The organism is Mesoterricola sediminis (assembly GCF_030295425.1).
Classification (GTDB): domain Bacteria; phylum Acidobacteriota; class Holophagae; order Holophagales; family Holophagaceae; genus Mesoterricola; species Mesoterricola sediminis.
On sequence record NZ_AP027081.1, the window covers coordinates 3274824 to 3293494 of the forward strand.

An 18671-nucleotide genomic window follows, 5' to 3' on the forward strand; every position below is an offset into this window, starting at 1 on the left:
TCAGTCCTGGAAAGCGAGTTTCACGAAGGTCACGGCGTGCTCCAGCTCGTCGTCGATGCTGAAGGTGAGGCGCTCGGCGTCGATGTCCGCGTCCCCGAAGACCACCTGGTAGGCGGGCTGTTCTTCCAGGGCGAACATCAGGTGCTCATCGGCGGGCCCATTGGGGATGCGGGTCCGGACGAGGAGATCGGCGATCTGGACGAGGGCGGGCAGGAAGTGGACCAGGCCGTCCTCGTGGTGATCCCGGATGGCGATGACCAGGGCCTCGGGGAAGGCCCAGTGCTCGGCCACCATGGCCCCCACCTCCGCATGGGTGAGGCCCAGCTGGCCGAATTCGGCGTCCAGCCAGGGATCCCCGCGATCGATGGCCTGGATCACGGGGCCATAGGCGTCGGAGAAGCAGCGGTCGAGGGCGATCTTGCCGATGTCGTGGAGGAGGCCCGCCAGGTAGGCGGTCTCGTCCAGGTGATTGCGCCGGATGAGCCGGCAGATGCCCTTGGACACGAGGGCCACGGCCACGCTGTGCTGCCAGAGCCGGAACACGTCCAGGTGATCGGCGCCCCGGAAGGAGCGGATGATGGCCGCGGTCCGGCCCAGGCTGAGGACGGCCTCGAAGCCCAGCCGCATGACGGCGGTGCGCAGGTCCAGGACCCGCTGGTCGCCCGCGTAGGCCACCGAATTGGCCAGGCGGAGCATGGAAGCGGACAAGGGCGGATCCTTGGCCAGGATCCCCAGCACCCGGTCCACGCTGCACCGGTCGTCCGCGATGGCCTGGCCCAGCGAGACCACCGTGGTGGGCAGGCTGGGGAGGGTTCGCACCCGCTGGCGGACGACGTCGGAGGTGATCATGGTCAGAAGTCCCGAATGAGCGTCTTGTCGTTTTCCAAGGCTTCCACCACCTGGAGCTGGGTGCTCTCCAGGACCTCGGGGGTGATGCCGAGGACGGCGCAGGCCTGCTGGGTGCAAGCGGCCAGCGACTCCGGCCGCCCCAGGCCCACCTTGCGGTCGAGGGCCATCTGGTTGCCCAGGGACACGAAGGCGGTCAAGGCCTGGTCGTCCGCGGGGGCGTGGGCGGGATCGTGGTGCCAGCGGACGGCGTGAACCATGCTGGCGGGCAGGTTCCAGGCCTGGAGCAGGGCCTCGCCTACCATCGTGTGATCGAAGCCGAAGGTCTCCAGTTCGGCCTCCAGGCCGTCGGCCTCGCCGTTGTAGATGGCCCGGACGAGGGCGCCGTAGCGGTCGGGGTACTTGACGCCCATGACCGACTTGCCGATGTCGTGCATCAGGCCGCCCAGGAAGGCCTCCTCCACCCGGGGGCTGCGGAAGGCCCGCGCGTAGGCGCGGCCCGCGAGGGCCGTCACCAGGGCGTGCTCCCAGAGCACGCGTTCCTGGAGCCCGGTGCCGCCGCGGCTGTAGAGGTTCTTGGCGCTGGAGGCGATGACGACGCTCTTGATGGTGGAGAAGCCCAGGGTCATGATCGCCTGGGTCAGGGTCTTGACCTCGCGCACCATGCCGAACATGGCCGAGTTGGCGATCTTGAGGATCTGGCTCGTGAGGGCCTGGTCCGTGGAGATGATCCGCCGGAGGTCGTCGGTGGTCGAGTCGGGGTCCGCCGCCAGCCGCAGGACCTGGGCGGCCACCTGCGGCAGGGGCGGGAGGTCGCCGAGGTTGGTGATGAGTTCCTGGGGTGTGATCGGCATCTTGCGGTCCCTCCCTGCTCAACGTTTGCGGTAGCCCATGGCCTTGCTGAAGTGCAAGAGCTCGAAGCCGACATTGAAGGAATGGATCGACTCGCTGTGCCCGACCAGGAGGAAGGCCTTCGGCTGGAGGGACTCGTGGAAGCCCTTGATGACCTTTATCTTGACCGCCTCGTCGAAATAGATGAGCACATTCCGGCAAAAGATCACGTCGAAACTGCCCAGCATCCGGTAGCCGGGGTAGTCCACCAGGTTGAAGTTGCGGAAGGAGACCATCTGCTGGAGCTCCGGCCGGACCTTGAACGCGTCGGGCCCCTGCTGGATGAAGTGGCCCTTGACCTGGGCGGGCGTCAGGTTCCGGAGGGTGTAGCTCCCGTAGACGCCCTCGCGGGCCAGGGCCAGGACGCGCTCGCTGATGTCGGTGGCGACGATCTCGGCCTGCATGCCGCGCATGAGGCCGTCCCGGGCCTCGGCGCAGATCATGGCCAGCGTGTAGGGCTCCTCCCCGCTGGAGCAGGCCGCGGACCAGATGCGGAGCCGGCTGGAGCCGCGGGCCTTCGCGAGGGCCACCGCCTCGTGCAGGATGTTCTTCTGGAAGGCCTCGATCTGGGGCGGGTTCCGCCAGAAGCTGGTCTCGTTCGTCGTGATCTCGTTGAAGAGCTGGGTGAGCTCGTCCTTCCCGCCGAGGCCCTGCAGATGGGCCAGGTACTCCCGGTAGGAGGAGAGGTTGAGGTCCTGGATGCGCCGGTTCAGGCGGTTCTCCAGGAAGTACTGCTTGGACTCGTTGAAGAAGATGCCGGTGCGCCCGTAGATGAAGTCCCTCACGGCCAGGAAGTCCTGGAGGCTCATCTGGGTGTTGGCGGGGAGGGCGGTCATCTCGTTCCAGGGTCCTTGGGATCGGAATCGGCCTGCGGGCCGTCAATCATTAATCGGTACACGCGCCTGGCTGTCCAGGCCTTCCAGGATGACCACCGCGATGGCCGTCCCCCCGTCATGGGTGACGCTCCCGTGAATCCTCTGGATCCCCCGCGCCTGGATCATCACCGCCAATTCTCCCTCAGCCCACAGCTTCCCGTCCAGATAACGAAGCTGCTTCCAGGACCATCCGTCCAGCCCGACCCCCAGGGCCTTCCCGAAGGCCTCCCGGAGGGCCCAGCGGCCCGCGGCCCGTTCCGGGAGCCGCATCCGGTTGCCCCGCAGGAGGTAGTCCGCCTCCTCGGAGGCCAGGACCCGCCGGAGGGCCTTTTCCCCGAACCGCTCCAGCAGATGCTGCCAGCGAGCTGCCGGGCAGACGTCTGTCCCCAGCCCCAGGATCATGGCGCCTCCCCCAGCTCCTTGATGAACCATTTGTCACACCCGTGGTGGCCCGTGGCGCCCAGGGGGGCGCAGATGGGCCGGAACCCCGTCCGCAGGTAGAGGCGCTGGGCGCCCTCCATGCCGGTGAGGGTCTCCAGGTAGCAGGCCCGGTAGCCCAGCTCCCGGGCCCGGGCCAGGCAGGTGCGCATCATGACCTCTCCCAGCCCCCGGCCCCGGGCGCGGGGCAGGAAGTACATCTTCCGCAGTTCGCAGGTCCCTTCCACGCCGTCGAGGGGGGCCACGCCGCCTCCGCCGATCACCTCGCCCTCCTCCTCCACGACGAAGTAGGCCGCGCCGGGGCGCTGGTAGGCCTCCCACATGTGGTCGACCTCCGGATCGTGGAGTGCGAAGCCCGGGCCGTCCGCGCCGAACTCCGGCATCACCGCGCGGATGATGGCCGCCACCGAAGGCTCGTCGGCGGGTGTGACTGGGCGCACAACTGGGTCGGAATTCACGGTATCACCTGCGTCACATCATGCCCTGGATGCCTCCACTTGTGACCCCCTGCACTTCCGAGCGGCTCGATACTGCCCCGGACGGATTGCCTATTTCCTTTCTTTATCGCCACGTGCACCCATCCCAGGAGCGTGAGAATGGCCCAGCTCAAAGAAAGACCCAAACCCTTCCTGCTGCCGGACTACTGCAAAGGCTGCGGCCGCTGCATCAGTGCCTGCGCCAAGGGCTGCATCACCTTCGACAAGGAGATCGACGCGGCCACGGGCTATGTCCCGGTCGTGATCGACCTGGAGGCCTGCAACGCCTGCGGCCTGTGCATGGACGCCTGCCCCGAGCCCTACGGCCTGCGCGAGACCCCCGCCGACGTGGACTTCGAGCTCCAGGACCCCGCCAAGCTCTTCGGCGGCAAGAAGTCCACCGCCCCGACGCCGGTCGACATCCCCAACCAGCGGATCCCCCTGCCCAAGAGCGAGCCCCTGGTCATCAAGGGCAACTACGCCTCGGCCATCGGGGCCCTCCTCGCCGGCTGCCGGCACGTCTTCGGCTACCCCATCACCCCCTCCACCGAGGGCGCCGAGCTCATGGCCAAGCTGCTGCCCAAGCTGGACGGCACCTTCCTGCAGGCCGTGTCCGAAGTGGCGACCGTGAACCACATGTACGGCTCCGGCGGCGCCGGCTACCCCTGCATGACCTTCACCTCCAGCCCGGGCTTCAGCCTGATGCTCGAGGGCGTCAGCTACATGGTGGGCGCCGAGATCCCCGGCGTCTTCGTGAACGTCATGCGCGGCGGCCCCGGCCTGGGCAACATCGCCCCCGAGCAGTCCGACGTCAAGCTGGCCTGCCGCGGCCTCGGCCACGGCAACACCCACGCCATCACCCTGATGCCCAGCACGCCCCAGGAGATGCTCGACCTGACCATGCTGGCCTTCGAGCTCACCTTCAAGTACCGCAACCCCGTCGTCATCCTCGGCGACGGCTACCTGGGCCAGATGACCGGCAAGGTCACCCTGCCCGACTTCATGATCAAGCCCGGCATCCCCACGTGGGCCGTCAACGGCGACGCCATGCACCGGGGCAACCTCATCAGCTCCATCTACCTGAGCGAGCAGGACCTCGAGGCCCACAACGTCTACCTCAACGACAAGTACCGCCGCATGATCGAGGCGGAGAGCCGCTGCGAGACGTTCATGGCCGATGACGCGGAGATCCTCATCATCGCCGCCAACACCCCCGCCCGCGCCTCCAAGGGCGCCGTCCAGGACCTGCGCCAGAAGGGCATCAAGGCCGGCCTGTTCCGCCCCATCACCGTGTGGCCCTTCCCGGTCAAGCAGCTCGCGAAGGAGCTGGCCCACGTCAAGCAGGTCGTGGTGGTCGAGGCCTCCAACGGCCAGCTCGAGGACGAGGTCCGCCTGGCCCTGAGCAACCACGGCGTCACCCAGCTTCCCGCGTTCAGCCACGTTCGGCACTTCGGCGGCATGCTGCCCCAGCAGACGGAAGTGCTCGCCCACATCCAAGCGCTTCTCGCGAAGGAGGCCAAGTAATGTCCGTCTTCTACGACAAGTTCAACCGCCACGCCGAAGGCGCCGGCCTCAAGGGCAATTCCACCCACTACTGCCCCGGCTGCGGCCATGGGCTGGCCCACAAGTACCTGGCCGAGGCCATCGAGGAGCTCGGCATCCAGGACAGCACCGTCCTGGTGAGCCCCGTGGGCTGTTCCGTGTTCGCCTACTACTACTTCGATGTGGGCAACACCCAGGCCGCCCACGGCCGCGCCCCCGCGGTGGCGCTGGGCCACAAGCTCAGCAACCCCGAGGCGACCGTCATCAGCTACCAGGGCGACGGTGACCTGGCCTCCATCGGCCTGGCCGAGACCGTGTCCGCCGCGCAGCTGGGCGCCCCCATCACCGTCATCTTCATCAACAACGCCATCTACGGCATGACGGGCGGCCAGATGGCCCCCACCACCCTGATGGGCCAGCAGACCGCGACGAGCCCCGACGGCCGCTCCATGTTCAACGGCCAGCCCATGCGCATGGCCGAGCTCATCGCCGGCCTCGAGGGTCCCGTCTACGTGGACCGGGTCGCCCTCTTCGACGCCAAGAACCGGCGCCTGGCCAAGAAGGCCATCAAGAAGGCCGTCCAGATGCAGGTCGAGGGCCGCGGCTACGCCTTCGTCGAAGTGCTGGCCGAGTGCCCCACCCACCTGCGGATGGAGCCCGCGGACGCCGAGAAGTGGGTCAAGGAGAACATGACGCCGATCTTCCCGCTGGGCGTCAAGAAGGACCTCACGGTCGAGCCCTGGTGGAAGCGGCCCGCCCCCGACTTCGAGCCCGCCCACATGCTGAAGGCCGTGGGCGCCTCCCAGGAGGCCACCAACCGCCACGCCGAGGCGTTCCCCACCCACATCAACCCGCTCGACATCAGCCTGAAGCTGGCCGGTTCCGGCGGCGACGGCGCCCAGACCGCGGCCATGCTCATCGCCCGGGCCGCCATCAACGAGGGCTTCGACGCCACCCACATCCCCAGCTACGGCCCTGAGAGCCGCGGCGGCACGAGCTACGCCGACGTGCACGTGGCCAAGGACGAGGTCCTGAACCCCGCCAGCCCCCACCCCGACATCCTCATCGCCTTCAACGCCCCCAGCCTGGCCAAGTTCGGCCCGACCGTGGTCAAGGGCGGGACGATCGTCTACGACTCCTCCATCGTCAAGGAGGTCCCCGCCGGCATCGATCCCTCGGTGAAGGTCGTGGGCGTGCCCTTCACGGAGATCGCCGTCGACCTGGGCAAGGCCGTCGTGAAGAACATCGTGGCCCTCGGCGCCCTCCAGGCCGCCACGCAGTTGTTCCCCAAGGACACCCTCCTGGCCGCCGTTCGCCAGGCCCTGAAGGACAAGTGCGCGCTCATCCCCCTCAACGAGGAAGCCTTCGCCTGGGGCGTGAAGGCCGTGGAAGCGCTCGGCAAGTAAGGCTGCCCCCCGGCAGACGAAAGGCGGACGGGCCATGCCCGTCCGCCTTTTTCTTGGTTGGGCCTGCGGGGCGGGCCCCAAGGGCGCGCCCGTGACGAACGGCAAGGCACGGGGCCCCGCGCCCGGCTACACTGCCCTCCGGGGCCCCGGGCCCCTCCCGGAGACGCCATGCAGGAACCCCTCACCCTCAGCGACGCCGAGCGCCGGATGATCCTCACCCTGCGGAACATGCCGGACAGCCCCCTGCGGGACCGGGTCCTGCGCCTCGTGGAGGACGTCCTGGCCTTCGCCCGGAATCCCCGCTGCCATGAGATGCAGGCGGACGGAGTGCCATGCGAGCGGCCCGAGGCGGACTGCGACCAGTGCCAGGTGGTGACCGCCCTGCTGGCCACCCTGGAAGGGCGGGTCCCCCGCGGCTGAGGGGGGCGCCCGGCCATTCACCCCCAGGGCGGGCGGCTGGCCCCCGGCCCCCTTCCCCTTTGGCCCGGGGAGTGGATGATGGGGGCATGTGGACGAAGCGCGCGCACTGGCTCCTGTACGGGGCGGCCTGGGGCCTGATGGGCCTCTACTACGCCACCTGGGACGCGGTGGCCTACAACCTGGCCTTCCTGGGCGTGCTGCCCATGAACCTCTGCCAGAACGCCATCTGGGGCCTGGAGGGCCTCCTGCTCATGGCGGTGGCCCGGCGCTTCCCCATCACCGCCTTCGACCGGCGGAGCCTGCCGGCCTGGATCATCAACCTGGGCGCCAGCCTGCTCCTCACCTGCGTGGGGCTGGCCTCGGCCTGGCTCCTGTCCGTGGCCTTCATGGAGCCCTCGAGCCGGGCCTGGATCTTCCGGAACCTGGGCTCGAGCCTCCGCAAGTTCACCCTCATGTACTTCCACTCCACCCTGCTCCTGATGTGGGCGGTCCAGGGGGCCTACCACGGCTTCCGCCTCTACCGGGAGATGCGCCGGCAGGAGCTGGAGAAGGCCCAGCTGGAATCCCGCCTGGCCGAGGCGCGGAACCAGAACCTCGTGGCCCAGTTCCAGCCCCATTTCCTGTTCAACGCCCTCAATTCGATCTCCTCCCTGGTCCACGCGGACCCGGAGGCCGCGGACCGGATGATCGCGAGGCTGGGGGACCTGCTGCGCATCAGCCTCGAGACCGGGCCCGGCCAGGAGGTGAGCCTGGAACGGGAGCTGGCCCTGGTGGATTCGTACCTGGCCATCGAGAAGGTGCGCTTCCAGGACCGCCTCGAGGTCCAGGTGGAGGTCCCCGCCGCCCTCGCCCGGGCCCGGGTCCCCCGGTTCGTGCTGCAGCCCCTGGTGGAGAACGCCATCCGGCACGGCATCGCGCCCCGGGCGCGGAGCGGCCGGATCAACATACGTGCGGCCGCAGCGGGGGACCAGCTCGCCCTGGAGGTCCGGGACGACGGGGCCGGCTTCGACGGGACCCGCGAAGGCATCGGCCTCCGGAACACCCGCGAGCGCCTGCGCATGCTCTACCACGACCAGCAGTCGTTCGAGATTTTCAGCTTGCCGGATAAGGGCACCGTGATCATCCTCCGTATACCTCTCCGCACAAGCTGAACGGAGCCCCGATGATCCGGATCCTCCTCGCCGACGACGAGCCGCTGGCGCGACAGCGGCTGCGGCGGCTCCTGGAGGCCCATCCGGACATCACGATCGCCGCCGAGGCCTCCAACGGCCTGGAGGCGGTGGCGGCCATCGAGGCCGAGGCGCCGGACCTGGTGCTCCTGGACATCCAGATGCCGGAGCTCGACGGATTCGGCGTGATCGAGGCCATCGGGCCGGAGCGCATGCCCCCCACCCTCTTCGTGACGGCCTACGACCAGTTCGCCCTGCGGGCCTTCGAGGCCCACGCCCTGGACTACCTCCTCAAGCCCTTCGACCCCGAGCGCTTCGCCGCGGCCCTGGCCCGGGCCCGGACCTGGCTCCAGGGCGCCCGGGAGGCCCAGCCCTCCCTGGCGCCCCTCCTCCGGGAGGTGCAGGCCGCCCGCCAGCCTTCCGACCGCCTGCTCGTGAAGGAGGGGGGCCGGTACGTCTTCCTTCGGCCCGCCGCGGTCCAGTGGGTGGAGGCCGAGGACAACTACGTGCGGCTCCATGTGGAGGGCACGAGCCACCTGGTCCGCCAGACCATGACGGGGATCCTGGCCCGGCTCGGCACCTCCCGGTTCCGCCGCATCCACCGCTCCGCCATCGTGAACCTGGATTTCGTGCGCCACCTGGAGCCGTGGACCGGGGGCGACTACCAGGTGACCATGAAGGACGGCAGCCGCCTCACCCTCAGCCGCACCTACCGGGACCAGCTCGGGGAGTGGCTCTGCTGACGCACGCGCCCCGGCCCGCCGGCGCACCTGGGTGCGCCGGCGGGCCGGGGAAGCGATCGCAGGCTCGGTCAGAAGGCGCCGACCACGCTGATCGCGGCCATGCCCAGGGGGGCGGAGGCCGCCGTGCCGGCGGTGCGCAGGTTCCGGGGCAGGATGACTTCGACGGTGCCGATCATCCGCTCCGTCACCAGCACCTCCAGGCGGGTCTCGGGGCCGCAGGCGAAGACGGCGCCCTGGCGGATGGCCATGGGCGTGGTGCCGATGACGGGCACCCCGTGGAAGGCCAGCTGGCGGATGGCGCGGGTGGCGTTGGGAGAGCCTTCCCACACCCGGGGATCCCGGGGCAGGAGGACCAGGAAGTCCGGCTTGATGGCGCAGGCCATCTGGTTGCCCGCCACGGGGACGCCGGACGGCTGCTTCACGTCCAGCACCGTGATGCGGCAGCGGGACCCGGCGCTCCGGGCCAGGTCGAGGATGTCCTCGCGGGACTGGCGGTAGTCGGCGATGACGCCGATGTGCGTCTTCTCCGGCCAGGTGGTCTCGGCGACATCCATCATGGGCTTGAAGTCCGAAGCCTGGGCGGCGGAGCCGGCCAGGGCCAGGATCATGAAACCAGCGGTCGTGACCAGCGTGTTCATGGTGCCTCCTCCGAGGTGGGGGCGGGATCGCCCGCTCGCAACAAACGTCGGCCTGGCGGGGCTCCGCCCCACCCTTCTGGGGCCAGCCGTCCCCGGCGGGGATGAAGCGTGCATCCCACGCCGCGGACCGGTGGCCCATTCTTGCCACCGTCCTTCCAGGGGGGGTATCCTTGGGGGTCTTTCCCGCAGCAGACGTCCTACCTAGGAGAAAAATATGAAAATCTCGCGAATCGCTAGATACCTCTTCGGAGCGTTCGTCGTGGGTCTGCTGGCCTTCAGCCCCGCCTGCAAGCGCCAGGGCCAGGACAAGGAGATCACGAACCTGCAGGAGAAGGCCGCCGAGCTCGACAAGATGAGCCAGAAGGCCAACGTGGCCGGCGCCGACCAGAGCCGCAAGCTCAAGGAGGCGGGGGTCAATGACATCCGGCCCAACGCCGAGACCCTCCAGCTCACCCCCGAGCAGAAGGCCGCCCTCGAGGAGCGGATCAAGGCCGAGAAGAACAGCTCGTACCAGGCCCTCCTCCAGGAAGTCCTGGACAAGGACAAGGAGATCAAGGAGCTCAACGAGAAGATCTCCAAGCTCCGCGCCGTCCTGCCCAAGCCCGACCTGGCCAAGGAGAACGACAGCCACTACGGCATGGCCATGCGCTTCCTGAAGCGGAAGGGCGTCTCCGAGGCCAAGGCCAAGCAGCTGATCAGCCGAGTCCTCATCATGGACAAGCTGGCCCCCGGCTTCGAGGTCTACCACTTCTACAACAACGGCGTCTACGGCACCTGGGTCTCCCAGGGCAAGGCCACCATCACCCCCACCGAACTCCAGGCGGAGGAGAAGGCCAAGATCGAAGGCGAGCGTGACAGCGCCCAGGCCGAAGTGACGAAGAAGAGCGAGGAGCTGACCGACCTCAGCGCCCAGAAGGCCAAGCTGATCGCCGACATCGAGGCCCTGCAGGGCGAGAAGACCAAGATGATCAAGGAGATGGAAGCCCTGAACGCCAGCAACGAGGCGGCCAAGGCCAAGCTCAACTCCCTCCACTACGTCGTGGGCGAGCGCAAGGCCCTCGAGAAGGACGGCGTCATCATCGTTCCGATCTTCGCCAAGGACCGGGCCGGCTCCAACTGGAGCGACGGCGTCTTCACCAAGGCCATGGACCTGCGCAGCCAGGACACCATCACCATCACCGCCGGCGAAGTGGGCCTGAAGAAGATCGGCAAGATCAGCGTCGTCCCCGGCTCCATCGAGAAGGACAAGCACTACAGCCTGACCATCAGCGAGGACCGCGCCACCGCCGTCATCAAGATCCTGGTCAAGGACCGCTTCAAGAACGAGAAGGTCGTCTTCGCCGTCACCGACTAGGACCTCCCTTCCGCGAAAGGCCCCCGGCGACGGGGGCCTTTTTTTTGCCAGCCCGTGGATTGATTTTCAACGGGGTGGGCTATAATCAATCCACCAAACCGGTAGACGGAGGACCCCGTGGTCAAAGCCCGACTTCTCGCACTGGCTGTGCCCTTCTTGTTCTCGCTGGTCCCCGCGGGCGCCGTGGTGCCCAAGGCCGAGCGCCCCCGCGTCATCGTCGCGCCCTTCCCCGTCGCCAAGGGGGCCTACGAGGGCTGGGGGGGCTGGGGCTACGGCTACGTGGGCGGCGAGACCCGCATCAGCGACGTCCTGCAGGACCTCTGCGTCACCACCCTCATCGAGGAGGGCAGCGGCAAGATCCGGGTGATGGACCGCCAGCGCCTGGACGAGATGCTGGCGGAGCAGAAGCTGAACGCCAGCGGCCTCGTGGACGAGGAGGACGACGCCAAGCTCCGGGCCAAGATGGGCAAGCTCAAGGGCGTCCGCTGGATGGTCACCGGCAAGGTCACGCGGTTCGGCTACAAGAAGAGCGGCTTCAGCGGCGGCTGGGGCGCAGGCGCCCTGGTGGGCAAGCTGACTGGCAATTCCATGGCCGGGGCCGTGGCGGGCGACGTGCACGTGCAGAAGGCCACCCTGAGCGGCCGCCTGGACATGAAGCTGATCGACATCCAGACGGGCGAGATCGTCGCCGTGGCCCACGACGAGACCGAGGTGAAGGACATGGGCGTGAAGGTGGCTGGCACCGGCAGCAACCTCCAGTTCGACCAGCAGATGGTCAACAAGCTCTTCGAACCCATCATCCAGAAGCTGGCCAAGCAGATGATCCGCAAGATCGTCGTGGCCGCGGACGACGCCGAGGACTAGGGTGTGTTCGTAATCCAGGATAGTAATGGCTAATACCCATCCGTGCCGGAGCATGGAGGAGCTGGAATAGTGAGTCTGTGCTGCAGTGCCTGATGGCGCCGCGCATTCGCAGCATCCTATTGGAACGCGGAGGCGCGGAGGATCTCGCTGAGGCTCGCGGAGAAAGGATCAAGCCCACAAGCCCCCTCCACTCGATATCCAGGAAAACCTCCCGCTTCACCTTATGGCCGGCCAGCCTCAGGGAGTGCGCCAGACAGACCTTGTAGGGATCTTCCAGGAGTCCGTGCCCCAGAGCCTTCTGGATCTCGATGGCCTCCCCGATGATGGCCTGGGTGATCTCCTTGTGCGGATGATCCTCCCCGTCGACCTCTCCCCAATGCCTTCCCATCACGCCTCCCGTTGGGACGTGTCATTGGGAGGTGGCAGGTTCCAGGAGCGCTTTCCTCCGCGACCCTCTGCGAGATCCTCCGCGCCTCCGCGTTTCATAGGATCAATGAGGATCCGGAACGCTTGTCACCCTCCGCTCATAGCCTCAGCCAGATCACGATGCAGGCCAAAGCCACCTGGGCTGAGAAACTTCGCGCCGTTTTGTCGAACCTGGTGGCCAGCGCCCTGAACTGTTTGAGCCTGGCGAACCCATGCTCGATGGCATGGCGGGCCTTGTATAGGTGTGAGTCCCAGGCCGCCGGATTCTTGCGCCGGGGATGAGGTGGGATGACGGCTGTCGCACCCATGGCCTCGATCGCCTTCCATACCGGGTTCCCATCGTAGGCCCGATCTCCGAACACGTACTCTGCCTGCCAACCGCACAGCAATCCTTCAGCAGACCGGCTTTCATGGGCTTGCCCCGGAGTGACCAGGAAATCCAAAGGATTACCGTGGGCATCGCAGATCAAATGGATCTTGGTCGAGCATCCACCCCGAGATCGTCCGAGCGCCTGGTTCCAGAGCCCCCCCTTTTGCCTGCTGAATATTGATGAGCGCGAAGGATGGTGCCATCCAGCATGACCCACTCCAGGTCGGCTTCCTTGCGCAGGAACTCCAGGATCCTTTGCCACACGCCGCGCTTGGTCCAGGCCTCAAATCGCGTGTACACGCTTGTCCAAGGTCCAAATTCCTCCGGCAGGTCCCTCCACGGCGCCCCAGTCCTGTGCCTCCACAGGATCGCCTCCACCATGGGACGGTTGGGGTGACGGGATCGCCCCATCCCTCCACGCTCTGGCGGAAGGAGCGGTTCAAGCTTTGCCCACATGGCATCGGTCAGGAAACTTCTCGGCATCGTTACCCCAGGAAAATTCGTGGTGTACGAGCCTTTACGTATGAGTACAAGTTAACTATTTATCCAATCTATAGATTCCGAACACAGCCTAGCTATTCGTTGATGATCTTGATGCGCCGGGGGGCCGCCTCCCGGCGCGTTTTTTGTTCCTTCCCGATGAAGATCCATTCCAGGAGGGTGGCCACCAGGCTGGAGACCAGCGCGCCGAAGACCCCCGCCCAGAAGCCTGAGACGCCGAAGGCCAGGCCCAGGCGTCCCGCGAGCCAACCAGCAAGCCAAAAGACCAAGCCGTTGATGAACAGGCTCAGGCAGCCGAAGCTGCACACCATCGGCACGAGGGCCACGAAGCGCAGCAGGCCGCCCAGGGTCGCGTTCAGGGCGCCGAGGAGGACGGCCACCGCCACGAGATCCAGGAAGGCGCCGTGGGTGATGCCGCGCACGAGATAGGACGCCACCAGCAGTCCGATGGCGGAGAACAGGAACCTGAGGATGGTGCGCACGGGGGCCTCCCCCTTCATTGTACGGGGCATCGCGCCCGGCGGGTCACCACTGGTAGGCCAGGCCCGCCAGGAGGACGTCCGTGTCCCGGTGGTACCGGGTGACCGTCCGGTTCCACTGGAGCCGCGCCCCCCAGTGCCCGCCCAGGTCCCGGCCCAGGAGCAGGGCGTACCGGACGCTGGTGCGCACCGTCACGTGGTCCTTGTCCTCCCCCTCCCCGGGGAAGACCCGGGTCAGGTAGGGCCCCGCGCCGAGGCCCAGGAGCCAGGTGCCGCGGCTGGAGCGGGTGGTGAGCCAGGCCAGGGCCGAGACCCCGTCCCGCTTGGCCGACTCCAGCCCGCCTTCGTCGGTGTAGGCCACGGACCAGGCCAGGTGGGCCCCCACCTGCCGCCGGTATTCCAGGGCGAAGGGTTCCAGGAACCGGGTGGTCTCGCTTTCGAAGCTGTTGAGGATGGTCCGGCCGAACAGGAAGGAGATCTCCTGGGTCGGGGCCTCGGCGGGCGGCCGTGGCCTGCCCTCCGCGTCCCGCTCCCGCCGGCCGAAGCGCCCCGTGATGCCCACCAGGGCGGCCTGGGTCTGCTGCCCTTCGGGACCCAGGGTCCGGAAGACCTGGGCGAAGGCCCCCCAGCGCCCGAGCGTGATGGGATAGTCCGCCCGGAGGCTCAGCAGGGGCCGCACCCCATGGTCATTGTGGTAGGCCGGATCCGGGCCGGCGGCCGTCGTGTCGAAGACGCGGTACGCGCCCACCCCCGCCCCCAGCCGGAGGTGGTTGCTGGCCATGCGATGGAAGCGCCAGACCTGCACATGGGGGCCGTCCCGGTGATGGTTCTCCAGGTGGCCCTCGTTGAGCCAGCCCAGGCTCACGGCCCAGCCCGGCTTGAAATACTGGAAATACTGGAGGGACCAGGCGTATGTGGCATCCCGGTGGCCGACGCCGTGGAGGCGTCCCAGGCCCACGGCGGCCTCCTGGGCGCCCAGCCCGCTGGCCAGCCCCCAGGCCAGGGCCAAGCGGCCCAGCGCCAGCAGGGCGACAGGGCGGGTGCGGGTGCCGGGAACAGGGGCGCGCAGGGGGGACCTCCAGGTCCGAGGACCGGAGGTCCAGGGTTATAGATCGAATGATCGATCTAAACCCAGTGTGAACCGATCCACCCTCCAAGGGAAGGGCCGACCCGCCCTTCCCGCCCGCGCAGAAGGTCCAGCCAAGCGATTCGACAGGCCGGGGCGCTCTAGTTGGCGGAGCGTTCGCTGGCCGCGATGGCGGCGTCCAGCTTGTCCAGGGCCTTGTCCAGGCTCTGCTCGCCCTGGGCGATCTCCCGGCGGATCTGGGTCTGGGCGGCCCCCGCCAGGGCGCGGTCCAGGCTGTCCCGGGTCATCACCACGAAGGCGTAGAGGCTGCCGTCGGCGGGATCGGTCCAGTAGGCGCGCACGGTGGTCCCGGCCAGCTCCTGGTCCACCAGCTGGCGGGTGACGTTCTCCACGACCCGGTTCATCACCTCCGACCGGATGGGCTTGCCCTTCTTCTCCGGGGTGCCGGCGGTGGCCACCTGCTGGTTGAGCTGGCTGAACATGTTCTGCACGCGGACCTTGAGCTTCCCGGCCAGCCGGGTGCGTCCGTCGGCGACGGCGACGGACCGCTGCAGGGCCTTGTCCCCCATGAGGTTCGCCTGGGAGATGCCCACCGCAGCCAGGCCGTCGGGGATGTCCTCGTTGTCGATCCAGGCGGGGGCGTTCCGGGTGGGGGTGGTGGTCACGGGCGCGGCGGCCGGGGTCTTGGGGGCGCCGCAGGCCACCAGCCCGAGGATGGCGGCGCCGAGGAGGACGGGGGTGAAGGTGCGCATGGCGACTCCTGGGTTGGGCGCGGACGGCGAAGGGGGGGGGTCCCCGCATTGTCTCGCCTCCGCAATGCTGGCATAGTGTCGGGAACCAGCCTAGTCTCTTTCCTCCGAGAACGCCCATGCTCCCCGGAGTCCGACCATGAAAAAAACAACGATCGCCGCCTGCATCCTCTTCTGTGCGACCGCCTGGGCGCAGCCCCTCCGCCAGGGCCGGGTGAAGCCCCTCTGGGTGGCCGCCCTGCCCAGCCAGGCCGGCCGCGTCTACGCGGTGGGCCTGGCGCGGGTGGACGGGGGCGAGGCCGACGCCATCCGCCAGGCGGGCCAGAACGCCCGGGGCGAGGTGCTGGGGCGCCTCCGGGCCGAGGTGAAGGCGGAGTTGAACGTGGCCACCCGGGCCACCACGACCCGGGAATCCGGCGGTCAGGCCTCCGGCACCTCGGAGCAGCGCGTGGACCAGAGCACCCGCATCCGGGCCTCCGCCGTCGACCTGCCCGGCCTGACCGTGGAAGAGGTCTGGGTGGACAAGGCGGAAGCCACGGCCTACGCCCTGGCCTACCTGGACGTCCCGGTGGCGGAACAGGAGGTCCGGGCCCGGTTCCGGGCCCTGAAGGACGACCTCTTCAAGGAGGACGACACCCCGGCGGAGCCCCGGGCCCGGCTGCGCATGCTGGGGCGCCTGAAGGCCGCTCAGGCGGAGCTGGGCAGGCTGGACGACACGGCCGCCCTGCTCGCCGCGGGCGGCGGCGACGCCGCCCTCCGCCGGCAGGTGCGGGACGGGAAGCTCGCGGTGGACCGCCAGATGGAGGCCCTCCGCGCCTCCCTCACCCTCTCCCTGGAGGGGGCCCGGGGCGCCACCCAGCTCACGGCGGTGATCCGCAACGCGGCGCTGAAGGCCGGCCTCGGCTGGAAGGACACCGGCGGCGACTTCCAGCTCGTGATGGACCTGAAGACCGACGCCAGGTCGGCCCGCTTCGACAAGGCGGCCCCGGCGACCAACGGCTGGTGGCGGGACGGCTGGGTCAGCCACACCGCGTCCCGGGACACGGGCATCCTCGTCGCCCGGGGCGTCCTCACCCTCACGCTCCAGGACCGCGCCGGCACCCCCTACGAATCGGTGGACATCGAGGCCAAGGGCCTCGGGGTCAGCGAGCTCCAGGCCGAGAACAAGCTGAAGGAGGACTTCCGGGCCAAGGTGGAGAAGACCTTCTCCCGCTGGCTGGAGGGGCTCGTCAAGTAGCCCTCAGAGCGCGTCCAGCACCTTGCGCAGGACCTCCTCGGGCAGGACCGCCGCGCCGGGGTTGGTCTTCTGGAGGCGGCTCTCCTCGGCCATGGCGGCCTTGAAGGGGGCCGAGGCGGAGATCATGCGGGCGACGGTGACGCCCGCGCCCTGGGCGCGGACCAGCGCCTTCTCGAAATCCCAGGCGTTGCGTCCCCGGTAGAGCGCCGCCAGGTAGAGGCCCTGGAGTTCCGCGTTGCCCGGATCCTGCGCCACGGCGGCCTTGGCCTCGGCCGCGGCCTGGCGGGGATCGGCGGCCAGGAGCCCGGTGATCCTCCGGGCGGGGGATTCGGCGGGCCGCGGGGCCTCGGCCCGGGCGGGTTCCGGCGGGACGGCCCTGGCGGGGGCCGGCGGCGGCGCCGGGGCGGCCTCGGCCTTGGCGGACGGGGCGGGGCCGGCGGGCTCCGGCCCCGGGCGGGCCGCGGGCGCCGCCCCGGCCGGGGCCAGGGCGGCGGGGGCCGGCGGTGTCGCGGGCGCCGCGGCGGGCCTCAGGGTGAACCAGGCGATGCCCCCGGCCGCGGCGAGGCCGAGGGCGCCGAGGACGGCGTTGCGGCCGGCGTGGCCCTCCGGGGAGGCCGGGGCCGGGAGGGCGGCCACCTGCGCCGTGGGTCCGGCCGGGGCGGGCGCGGCCACGGTGGCCGGGGCCGCGGGGGGCGGCGCCATGCGCACCGTGCCGTCGTCCTGGGCCAGGGCGGCCTGGTGGCGGCTGATCAGGGCGGTGGCCTCATCCAGGGTGCCGGTCCAGCTGGGATCCTTGCAGGCGCGCAGGGCCTTCGCCAGCTCATCGGCGGTCTGGAAGCGCGCCGCGGGATCCTTGGCCAGGACCCGGTCCAGCACCGCGCGGATGCGGGGGCTGATGCCGCGCAGCTCCCCGAGGTCGATGGGCGGAGGGGGCTCGCTGACGATCTTGAAGAGGATCGTGGTGGTGTTGTCGCCCGCGAAGGGCTTCCGGCCCGTGAGGCACTCGTACAGCATCACGCCCACCGCGAAGAGGTCGGACTGGGCGGTGGCGTGGCCCCCCCGGATGTACTCCGGCGCCATGTAGCTCACGGTGCCCATGACGATGCCGGTGGCGGTCAGGCTGCTGTCCTCCACGCGGGCGATGCCGAAGTCCATCACCTTCGCGAGGATGCGCTGGCCGTCCCGGAGCACCCTCACGTTGGCGGGCTTGATGTCCCGGTGGATGATGCCGTTGCGGTGGGCGTGCTCCAGCCCGTCGCACACCTGGGCCAGGACCTCCAGGAACTGGGCGTGGGCGAGGGCGCGGGTGCGGACCAGGGCCTCCAGGTCGTCGCCCTTCACGTACTCCATCACGAGGAAGAGGGTGTCCCCGTCCTTGTCGAAATCGAAGACGGTGACCAGGTTCGGATGGCTCAGCCGGCCCGCGGCGGCGGCCTCCCGCCGGAACCGCCCCTCGGCCTCCTCGCCCCGGGCCACGGTGGGGAGGATCGTCTTGATGGCCACCTCCCGGCCGATGGCGGCCTGGTGGGCCAGGAAGACCTCGCCCATGGCGCCCGCGCCGAGGGAACGGATGACTTCGTACTTCCCGATCATGGTGGGCATGGGCGTCCGGGGGGTGGTTTTCCCCATCATACCGTCCTGAAGATCTGACACGGGATGGGATGACTATGGGACAATGCGGCCCAGAGGAAAAAAATGCCCCACTTCGACACCTTCACCCTGATCCGCTGGCTCCATGTGGCCAGCATGGCCCTCGCCGGCGGCGCCGCCGGGATCATCCTGATCCTGGTGGGCTTCGAGGAGAGCCGCGAGGACCTCCACGGCCTCACCAGCGTCCTCTGGAAGCGCTCCGCGGCCTGGGGCTTCCGGCTGGCCTTCATCCTCGGCATCGTCCTCCTCGTGATGCTCCAGCGCGCCGGCGCGCAGCCCTTCCAGGCCCTCTGGCTCCACTGGAAGCTGCCCCTCGTCGTGCTCCTCCTGGCCTTCAGCGAGATGGCCCCCAAGGCCCTCGCGGCCCGCAAGCGCGGAGCCCCGCTCCTGGCCTTCCTCCTGTTCCTCCTGGTCTCCTTCGTGAGCGTGAACAGCACCGCGTTCGGCACCCGCGCGCCGAAGCCCGGCCTCGGCTCCTACACGGGCACGGTCGAAGGCGCCAGGTAGCCC

At 69.0% G+C, this 18671-nt stretch carries 22 protein-coding genes; 9 read left to right on the forward strand and 13 right to left on the reverse strand.

Features of this window, described 5'->3' with window-relative positions; genetic code table 11:
• The 5 genes from R2J75_RS14360 to R2J75_RS14380 are packed head-to-tail and all read right to left on the reverse strand — an operon-like array spanning window position 1 to window position 3508.
• A complete protein-coding gene (locus R2J75_RS14360) occupies window positions 1–849 on the reverse strand; it encodes an HDOD domain-containing protein (protein ID WP_243335860.1) in 849 nt (282 codons plus the stop codon).
• Between the two features lie 2 nt (window positions 850–851).
• Window positions 852–1700, reverse strand: coding sequence for an HDOD domain-containing protein (locus tag R2J75_RS14365; RefSeq protein WP_243335861.1), 849 nt, complete (start codon window positions 1698–1700; stop codon window positions 852–854).
• A gap of 18 nt (window positions 1701–1718) precedes the next feature.
• Window positions 1719–2573: a CheR family methyltransferase gene (locus tag R2J75_RS14370; RefSeq protein WP_243335862.1), complete on the reverse strand. Its 855-nt coding sequence runs from the start codon at window positions 2571–2573 to the stop codon at window positions 1719–1721.
• Between the two features lie 42 nt (window positions 2574–2615).
• On the reverse strand, window positions 2616–3014 hold the full coding sequence (locus R2J75_RS14375) for a holo-ACP synthase (protein WP_243335863.1): 399 nt from the start codon (window positions 3012–3014) through the stop codon (window positions 2616–2618).
• On the reverse strand, window positions 3011–3508 hold the full coding sequence (locus R2J75_RS14380) for a GNAT family N-acetyltransferase (protein WP_308220538.1): 498 nt from the start codon (window positions 3506–3508) through the stop codon (window positions 3011–3013). Before R2J75_RS14380 ends, R2J75_RS14375 begins: the two co-directional genes overlap by 4 nt.
• Before the next feature lie 138 nt (window positions 3509–3646).
• Between R2J75_RS14380 and vorB the strand changes: the two genes are divergently transcribed.
• The 5 genes from vorB to R2J75_RS14405 all read left to right on the forward strand — a co-directional run bounded on the left by vorB (window position 3647) and on the right by R2J75_RS14405 (window position 8806).
• A complete protein-coding gene (gene vorB, locus R2J75_RS14385) occupies window positions 3647–5050 on the forward strand; it encodes a 3-methyl-2-oxobutanoate dehydrogenase subunit VorB (protein ID WP_243335865.1) in 1404 nt (467 codons plus the stop codon).
• Window positions 5050–6474: a 2-oxoacid:acceptor oxidoreductase family protein gene (locus R2J75_RS14390; protein ID WP_243335866.1), complete on the forward strand. Its 1425-nt coding sequence runs from the start codon at window positions 5050–5052 to the stop codon at window positions 6472–6474. The genes vorB and R2J75_RS14390 overlap by 1 nt, the downstream gene beginning before the upstream one ends.
• 168 nt (window positions 6475–6642) lie before the next feature.
• Window positions 6643–6894 (forward strand): hypothetical protein, encoded by a 252-nt coding sequence (locus tag R2J75_RS14395; protein WP_243335868.1) that lies wholly within the window; start codon window positions 6643–6645, stop codon window positions 6892–6894.
• A gap of 86 nt (window positions 6895–6980) precedes the next feature.
• Window positions 6981–8045 carry a sensor histidine kinase gene (locus R2J75_RS14400; RefSeq protein ID WP_243335869.1) on the forward strand — a complete coding sequence of 355 codons (1065 nt, stop codon included), beginning with the start codon at window positions 6981–6983 and terminating at the stop codon, window positions 8043–8045.
• 11 nt (window positions 8046–8056) lie between these two features.
• The gene (locus R2J75_RS14405; protein WP_243335871.1) at window positions 8057–8806 is read left to right on the forward strand and encodes a LytR/AlgR family response regulator transcription factor; all 750 of its coding nucleotides are present in this window, start codon (window positions 8057–8059) and stop codon (window positions 8804–8806) included.
• Window positions 8807–8874: 68 nt separating this feature from the next.
• On the opposite strand, the gene R2J75_RS14410 is transcribed toward R2J75_RS14405, so the two are convergent.
• Entirely contained in the window at window positions 8875–9444 is a 570-nt protein-coding gene (locus R2J75_RS14410) for a hypothetical protein (protein ID WP_316410440.1), read from the reverse strand.
• Between the two features lie 259 nt (window positions 9445–9703).
• On the opposite strand from R2J75_RS14410, the gene R2J75_RS14415 reads away from it, so the two are divergent.
• The gene (locus R2J75_RS14415) at window positions 9704–10798 is read left to right on the forward strand and encodes a coiled-coil domain-containing protein (RefSeq protein WP_316410441.1); all 1095 of its coding nucleotides are present in this window, start codon (window positions 9704–9706) and stop codon (window positions 10796–10798) included.
• 156 nt (window positions 10799–10954) lie between these two features.
• Entirely contained in the window at window positions 10955–11662 is a 708-nt protein-coding gene (locus R2J75_RS14420) for a CsgG/HfaB family protein (protein ID WP_279342255.1), read from the forward strand.
• Here the strand turns inward: R2J75_RS14420 and R2J75_RS19975 are convergent.
• The 6 genes from R2J75_RS19975 to R2J75_RS14440 form a co-directional block, all read right to left on the reverse strand.
• Entirely contained in the window at window positions 11595–12050 is a 456-nt protein-coding gene (locus R2J75_RS19975) for a GxxExxY protein (protein ID WP_394365853.1), read from the reverse strand. The genes R2J75_RS14420 and R2J75_RS19975 overlap by 68 nt on opposite strands.
• Window positions 12051–12186: 136 nt before the next feature.
• Entirely contained in the window at window positions 12187–12636 is a 450-nt protein-coding gene (locus tag R2J75_RS14425) for an IS5 family transposase (RefSeq protein ID WP_394365921.1), read from the reverse strand.
• Window positions 12555–12941, reverse strand: coding sequence for an IS5 family transposase (locus R2J75_RS19980; protein WP_394365854.1), 387 nt, complete (start codon window positions 12939–12941; stop codon window positions 12555–12557). Before R2J75_RS19980 ends, R2J75_RS14425 begins: the two co-directional genes overlap by 82 nt.
• Before the next feature lie 92 nt (window positions 12942–13033).
• The gene (locus R2J75_RS14430) at window positions 13034–13441 is read right to left on the reverse strand and encodes a phage holin family protein (RefSeq protein ID WP_243336016.1); all 408 of its coding nucleotides are present in this window, start codon (window positions 13439–13441) and stop codon (window positions 13034–13036) included.
• 43 nt (window positions 13442–13484) lie between these two features.
• Window positions 13485–14447, reverse strand: a complete 963-nt coding sequence (locus tag R2J75_RS14435) for a hypothetical protein (protein ID WP_316410443.1) — start codon at window positions 14445–14447, stop codon at window positions 13485–13487.
• A 218-nt stretch (window positions 14448–14665) separates the two neighbouring features.
• Window positions 14666–15277 carry an LPP20 family lipoprotein gene (locus R2J75_RS14440; protein ID WP_243336023.1) on the reverse strand — a complete coding sequence of 204 codons (612 nt, stop codon included), beginning with the start codon at window positions 15275–15277 and terminating at the stop codon, window positions 14666–14668.
• Between the two features lie 136 nt (window positions 15278–15413).
• Between R2J75_RS14440 and R2J75_RS14445 the strand changes: the two genes are divergently transcribed.
• The gene (locus R2J75_RS14445) at window positions 15414–16511 is read left to right on the forward strand and encodes a hypothetical protein (protein ID WP_316410444.1); all 1098 of its coding nucleotides are present in this window, start codon (window positions 15414–15416) and stop codon (window positions 16509–16511) included.
• A 3-nt stretch (window positions 16512–16514) separates the two neighbouring features.
• Here R2J75_RS14445 and R2J75_RS14450 read toward each other — a convergent pair whose 3' ends face one another.
• Complete coding sequence (locus R2J75_RS14450) at window positions 16515–18113, reverse strand: serine/threonine-protein kinase (protein ID WP_316410445.1); 1599 nt, start codon at window positions 18111–18113, stop codon at window positions 16515–16517.
• A gap of 93 nt (window positions 18114–18206) precedes the next feature.
• Here R2J75_RS14450 and R2J75_RS14455 point away from each other — a divergent pair, with 93 nt between their 5' ends.
• Window positions 18207–18668, forward strand: coding sequence for a hypothetical protein (locus R2J75_RS14455; RefSeq protein WP_316410446.1), 462 nt, complete (start codon window positions 18207–18209; stop codon window positions 18666–18668).
• Window positions 18669–18671: the final 3 nt, after the last annotated feature.

What these genes read in the sequence shown, in the direction of transcription:
- R2J75_RS14360 (WP_243335860.1), bottom strand. Translation starts at nt 849, where the DNA reads ATGATCACCTCCGACGTCGTCCGCCAGCGGGTGCGAACCCTCCCCAGC.
- R2J75_RS14365 (WP_243335861.1), bottom strand. Translation starts at nt 1,700, where the DNA reads ATGCCGATCACACCCCAGGAACTCATCACCAACCTCGGCGACCTCCCG.
- R2J75_RS14370 (WP_243335862.1), bottom strand. Translation starts at nt 2,573, where the DNA reads ATGACCGCCCTCCCCGCCAACACCCAGATGAGCCTCCAGGACTTCCTG.
- R2J75_RS14375 (WP_243335863.1), bottom strand. Translation starts at nt 3,014, where the DNA reads ATGATCCTGGGGCTGGGGACAGACGTCTGCCCGGCAGCTCGCTGGCAG.
- vorB (WP_243335865.1), top strand. Translation starts at nt 3,647, where the DNA reads ATGGCCCAGCTCAAAGAAAGACCCAAACCCTTCCTGCTGCCGGACTAC.
- R2J75_RS14390 (WP_243335866.1), top strand. Translation starts at nt 5,050, where the DNA reads ATGTCCGTCTTCTACGACAAGTTCAACCGCCACGCCGAAGGCGCCGGC.
- R2J75_RS14395 (WP_243335868.1), top strand. Translation starts at nt 6,643, where the DNA reads ATGCAGGAACCCCTCACCCTCAGCGACGCCGAGCGCCGGATGATCCTC.
- R2J75_RS14400 (WP_243335869.1), top strand. Translation starts at nt 6,981, where the DNA reads ATGTGGACGAAGCGCGCGCACTGGCTCCTGTACGGGGCGGCCTGGGGC.
- R2J75_RS14405 (WP_243335871.1), top strand. Translation starts at nt 8,057, where the DNA reads ATGATCCGGATCCTCCTCGCCGACGACGAGCCGCTGGCGCGACAGCGG.
- R2J75_RS14410 (WP_316410440.1), bottom strand. Translation starts at nt 9,444, where the DNA reads ATGAACACGCTGGTCACGACCGCTGGTTTCATGATCCTGGCCCTGGCC.
- R2J75_RS19975 (WP_394365853.1), bottom strand. Translation starts at nt 12,050, where the DNA reads ATGGGAAGGCATTGGGGAGAGGTCGACGGGGAGGATCATCCGCACAAG.
- R2J75_RS19980 (WP_394365854.1), bottom strand. Translation starts at nt 12,941, where the DNA reads ATGCCGAGAAGTTTCCTGACCGATGCCATGTGGGCAAAGCTTGAACCG.
- R2J75_RS14440 (WP_243336023.1), bottom strand. Translation starts at nt 15,277, where the DNA reads ATGCGCACCTTCACCCCCGTCCTCCTCGGCGCCGCCATCCTCGGGCTG.
- R2J75_RS14445 (WP_316410444.1), top strand. Translation starts at nt 15,414, where the DNA reads ATGAAAAAAACAACGATCGCCGCCTGCATCCTCTTCTGTGCGACCGCC.
- R2J75_RS14450 (WP_316410445.1), bottom strand. Translation starts at nt 18,113, where the DNA reads ATGCCCACCATGATCGGGAAGTACGAAGTCATCCGTTCCCTCGGCGCG.
- R2J75_RS14455 (WP_316410446.1), top strand. Translation starts at nt 18,207, where the DNA reads ATGCCCCACTTCGACACCTTCACCCTGATCCGCTGGCTCCATGTGGCC.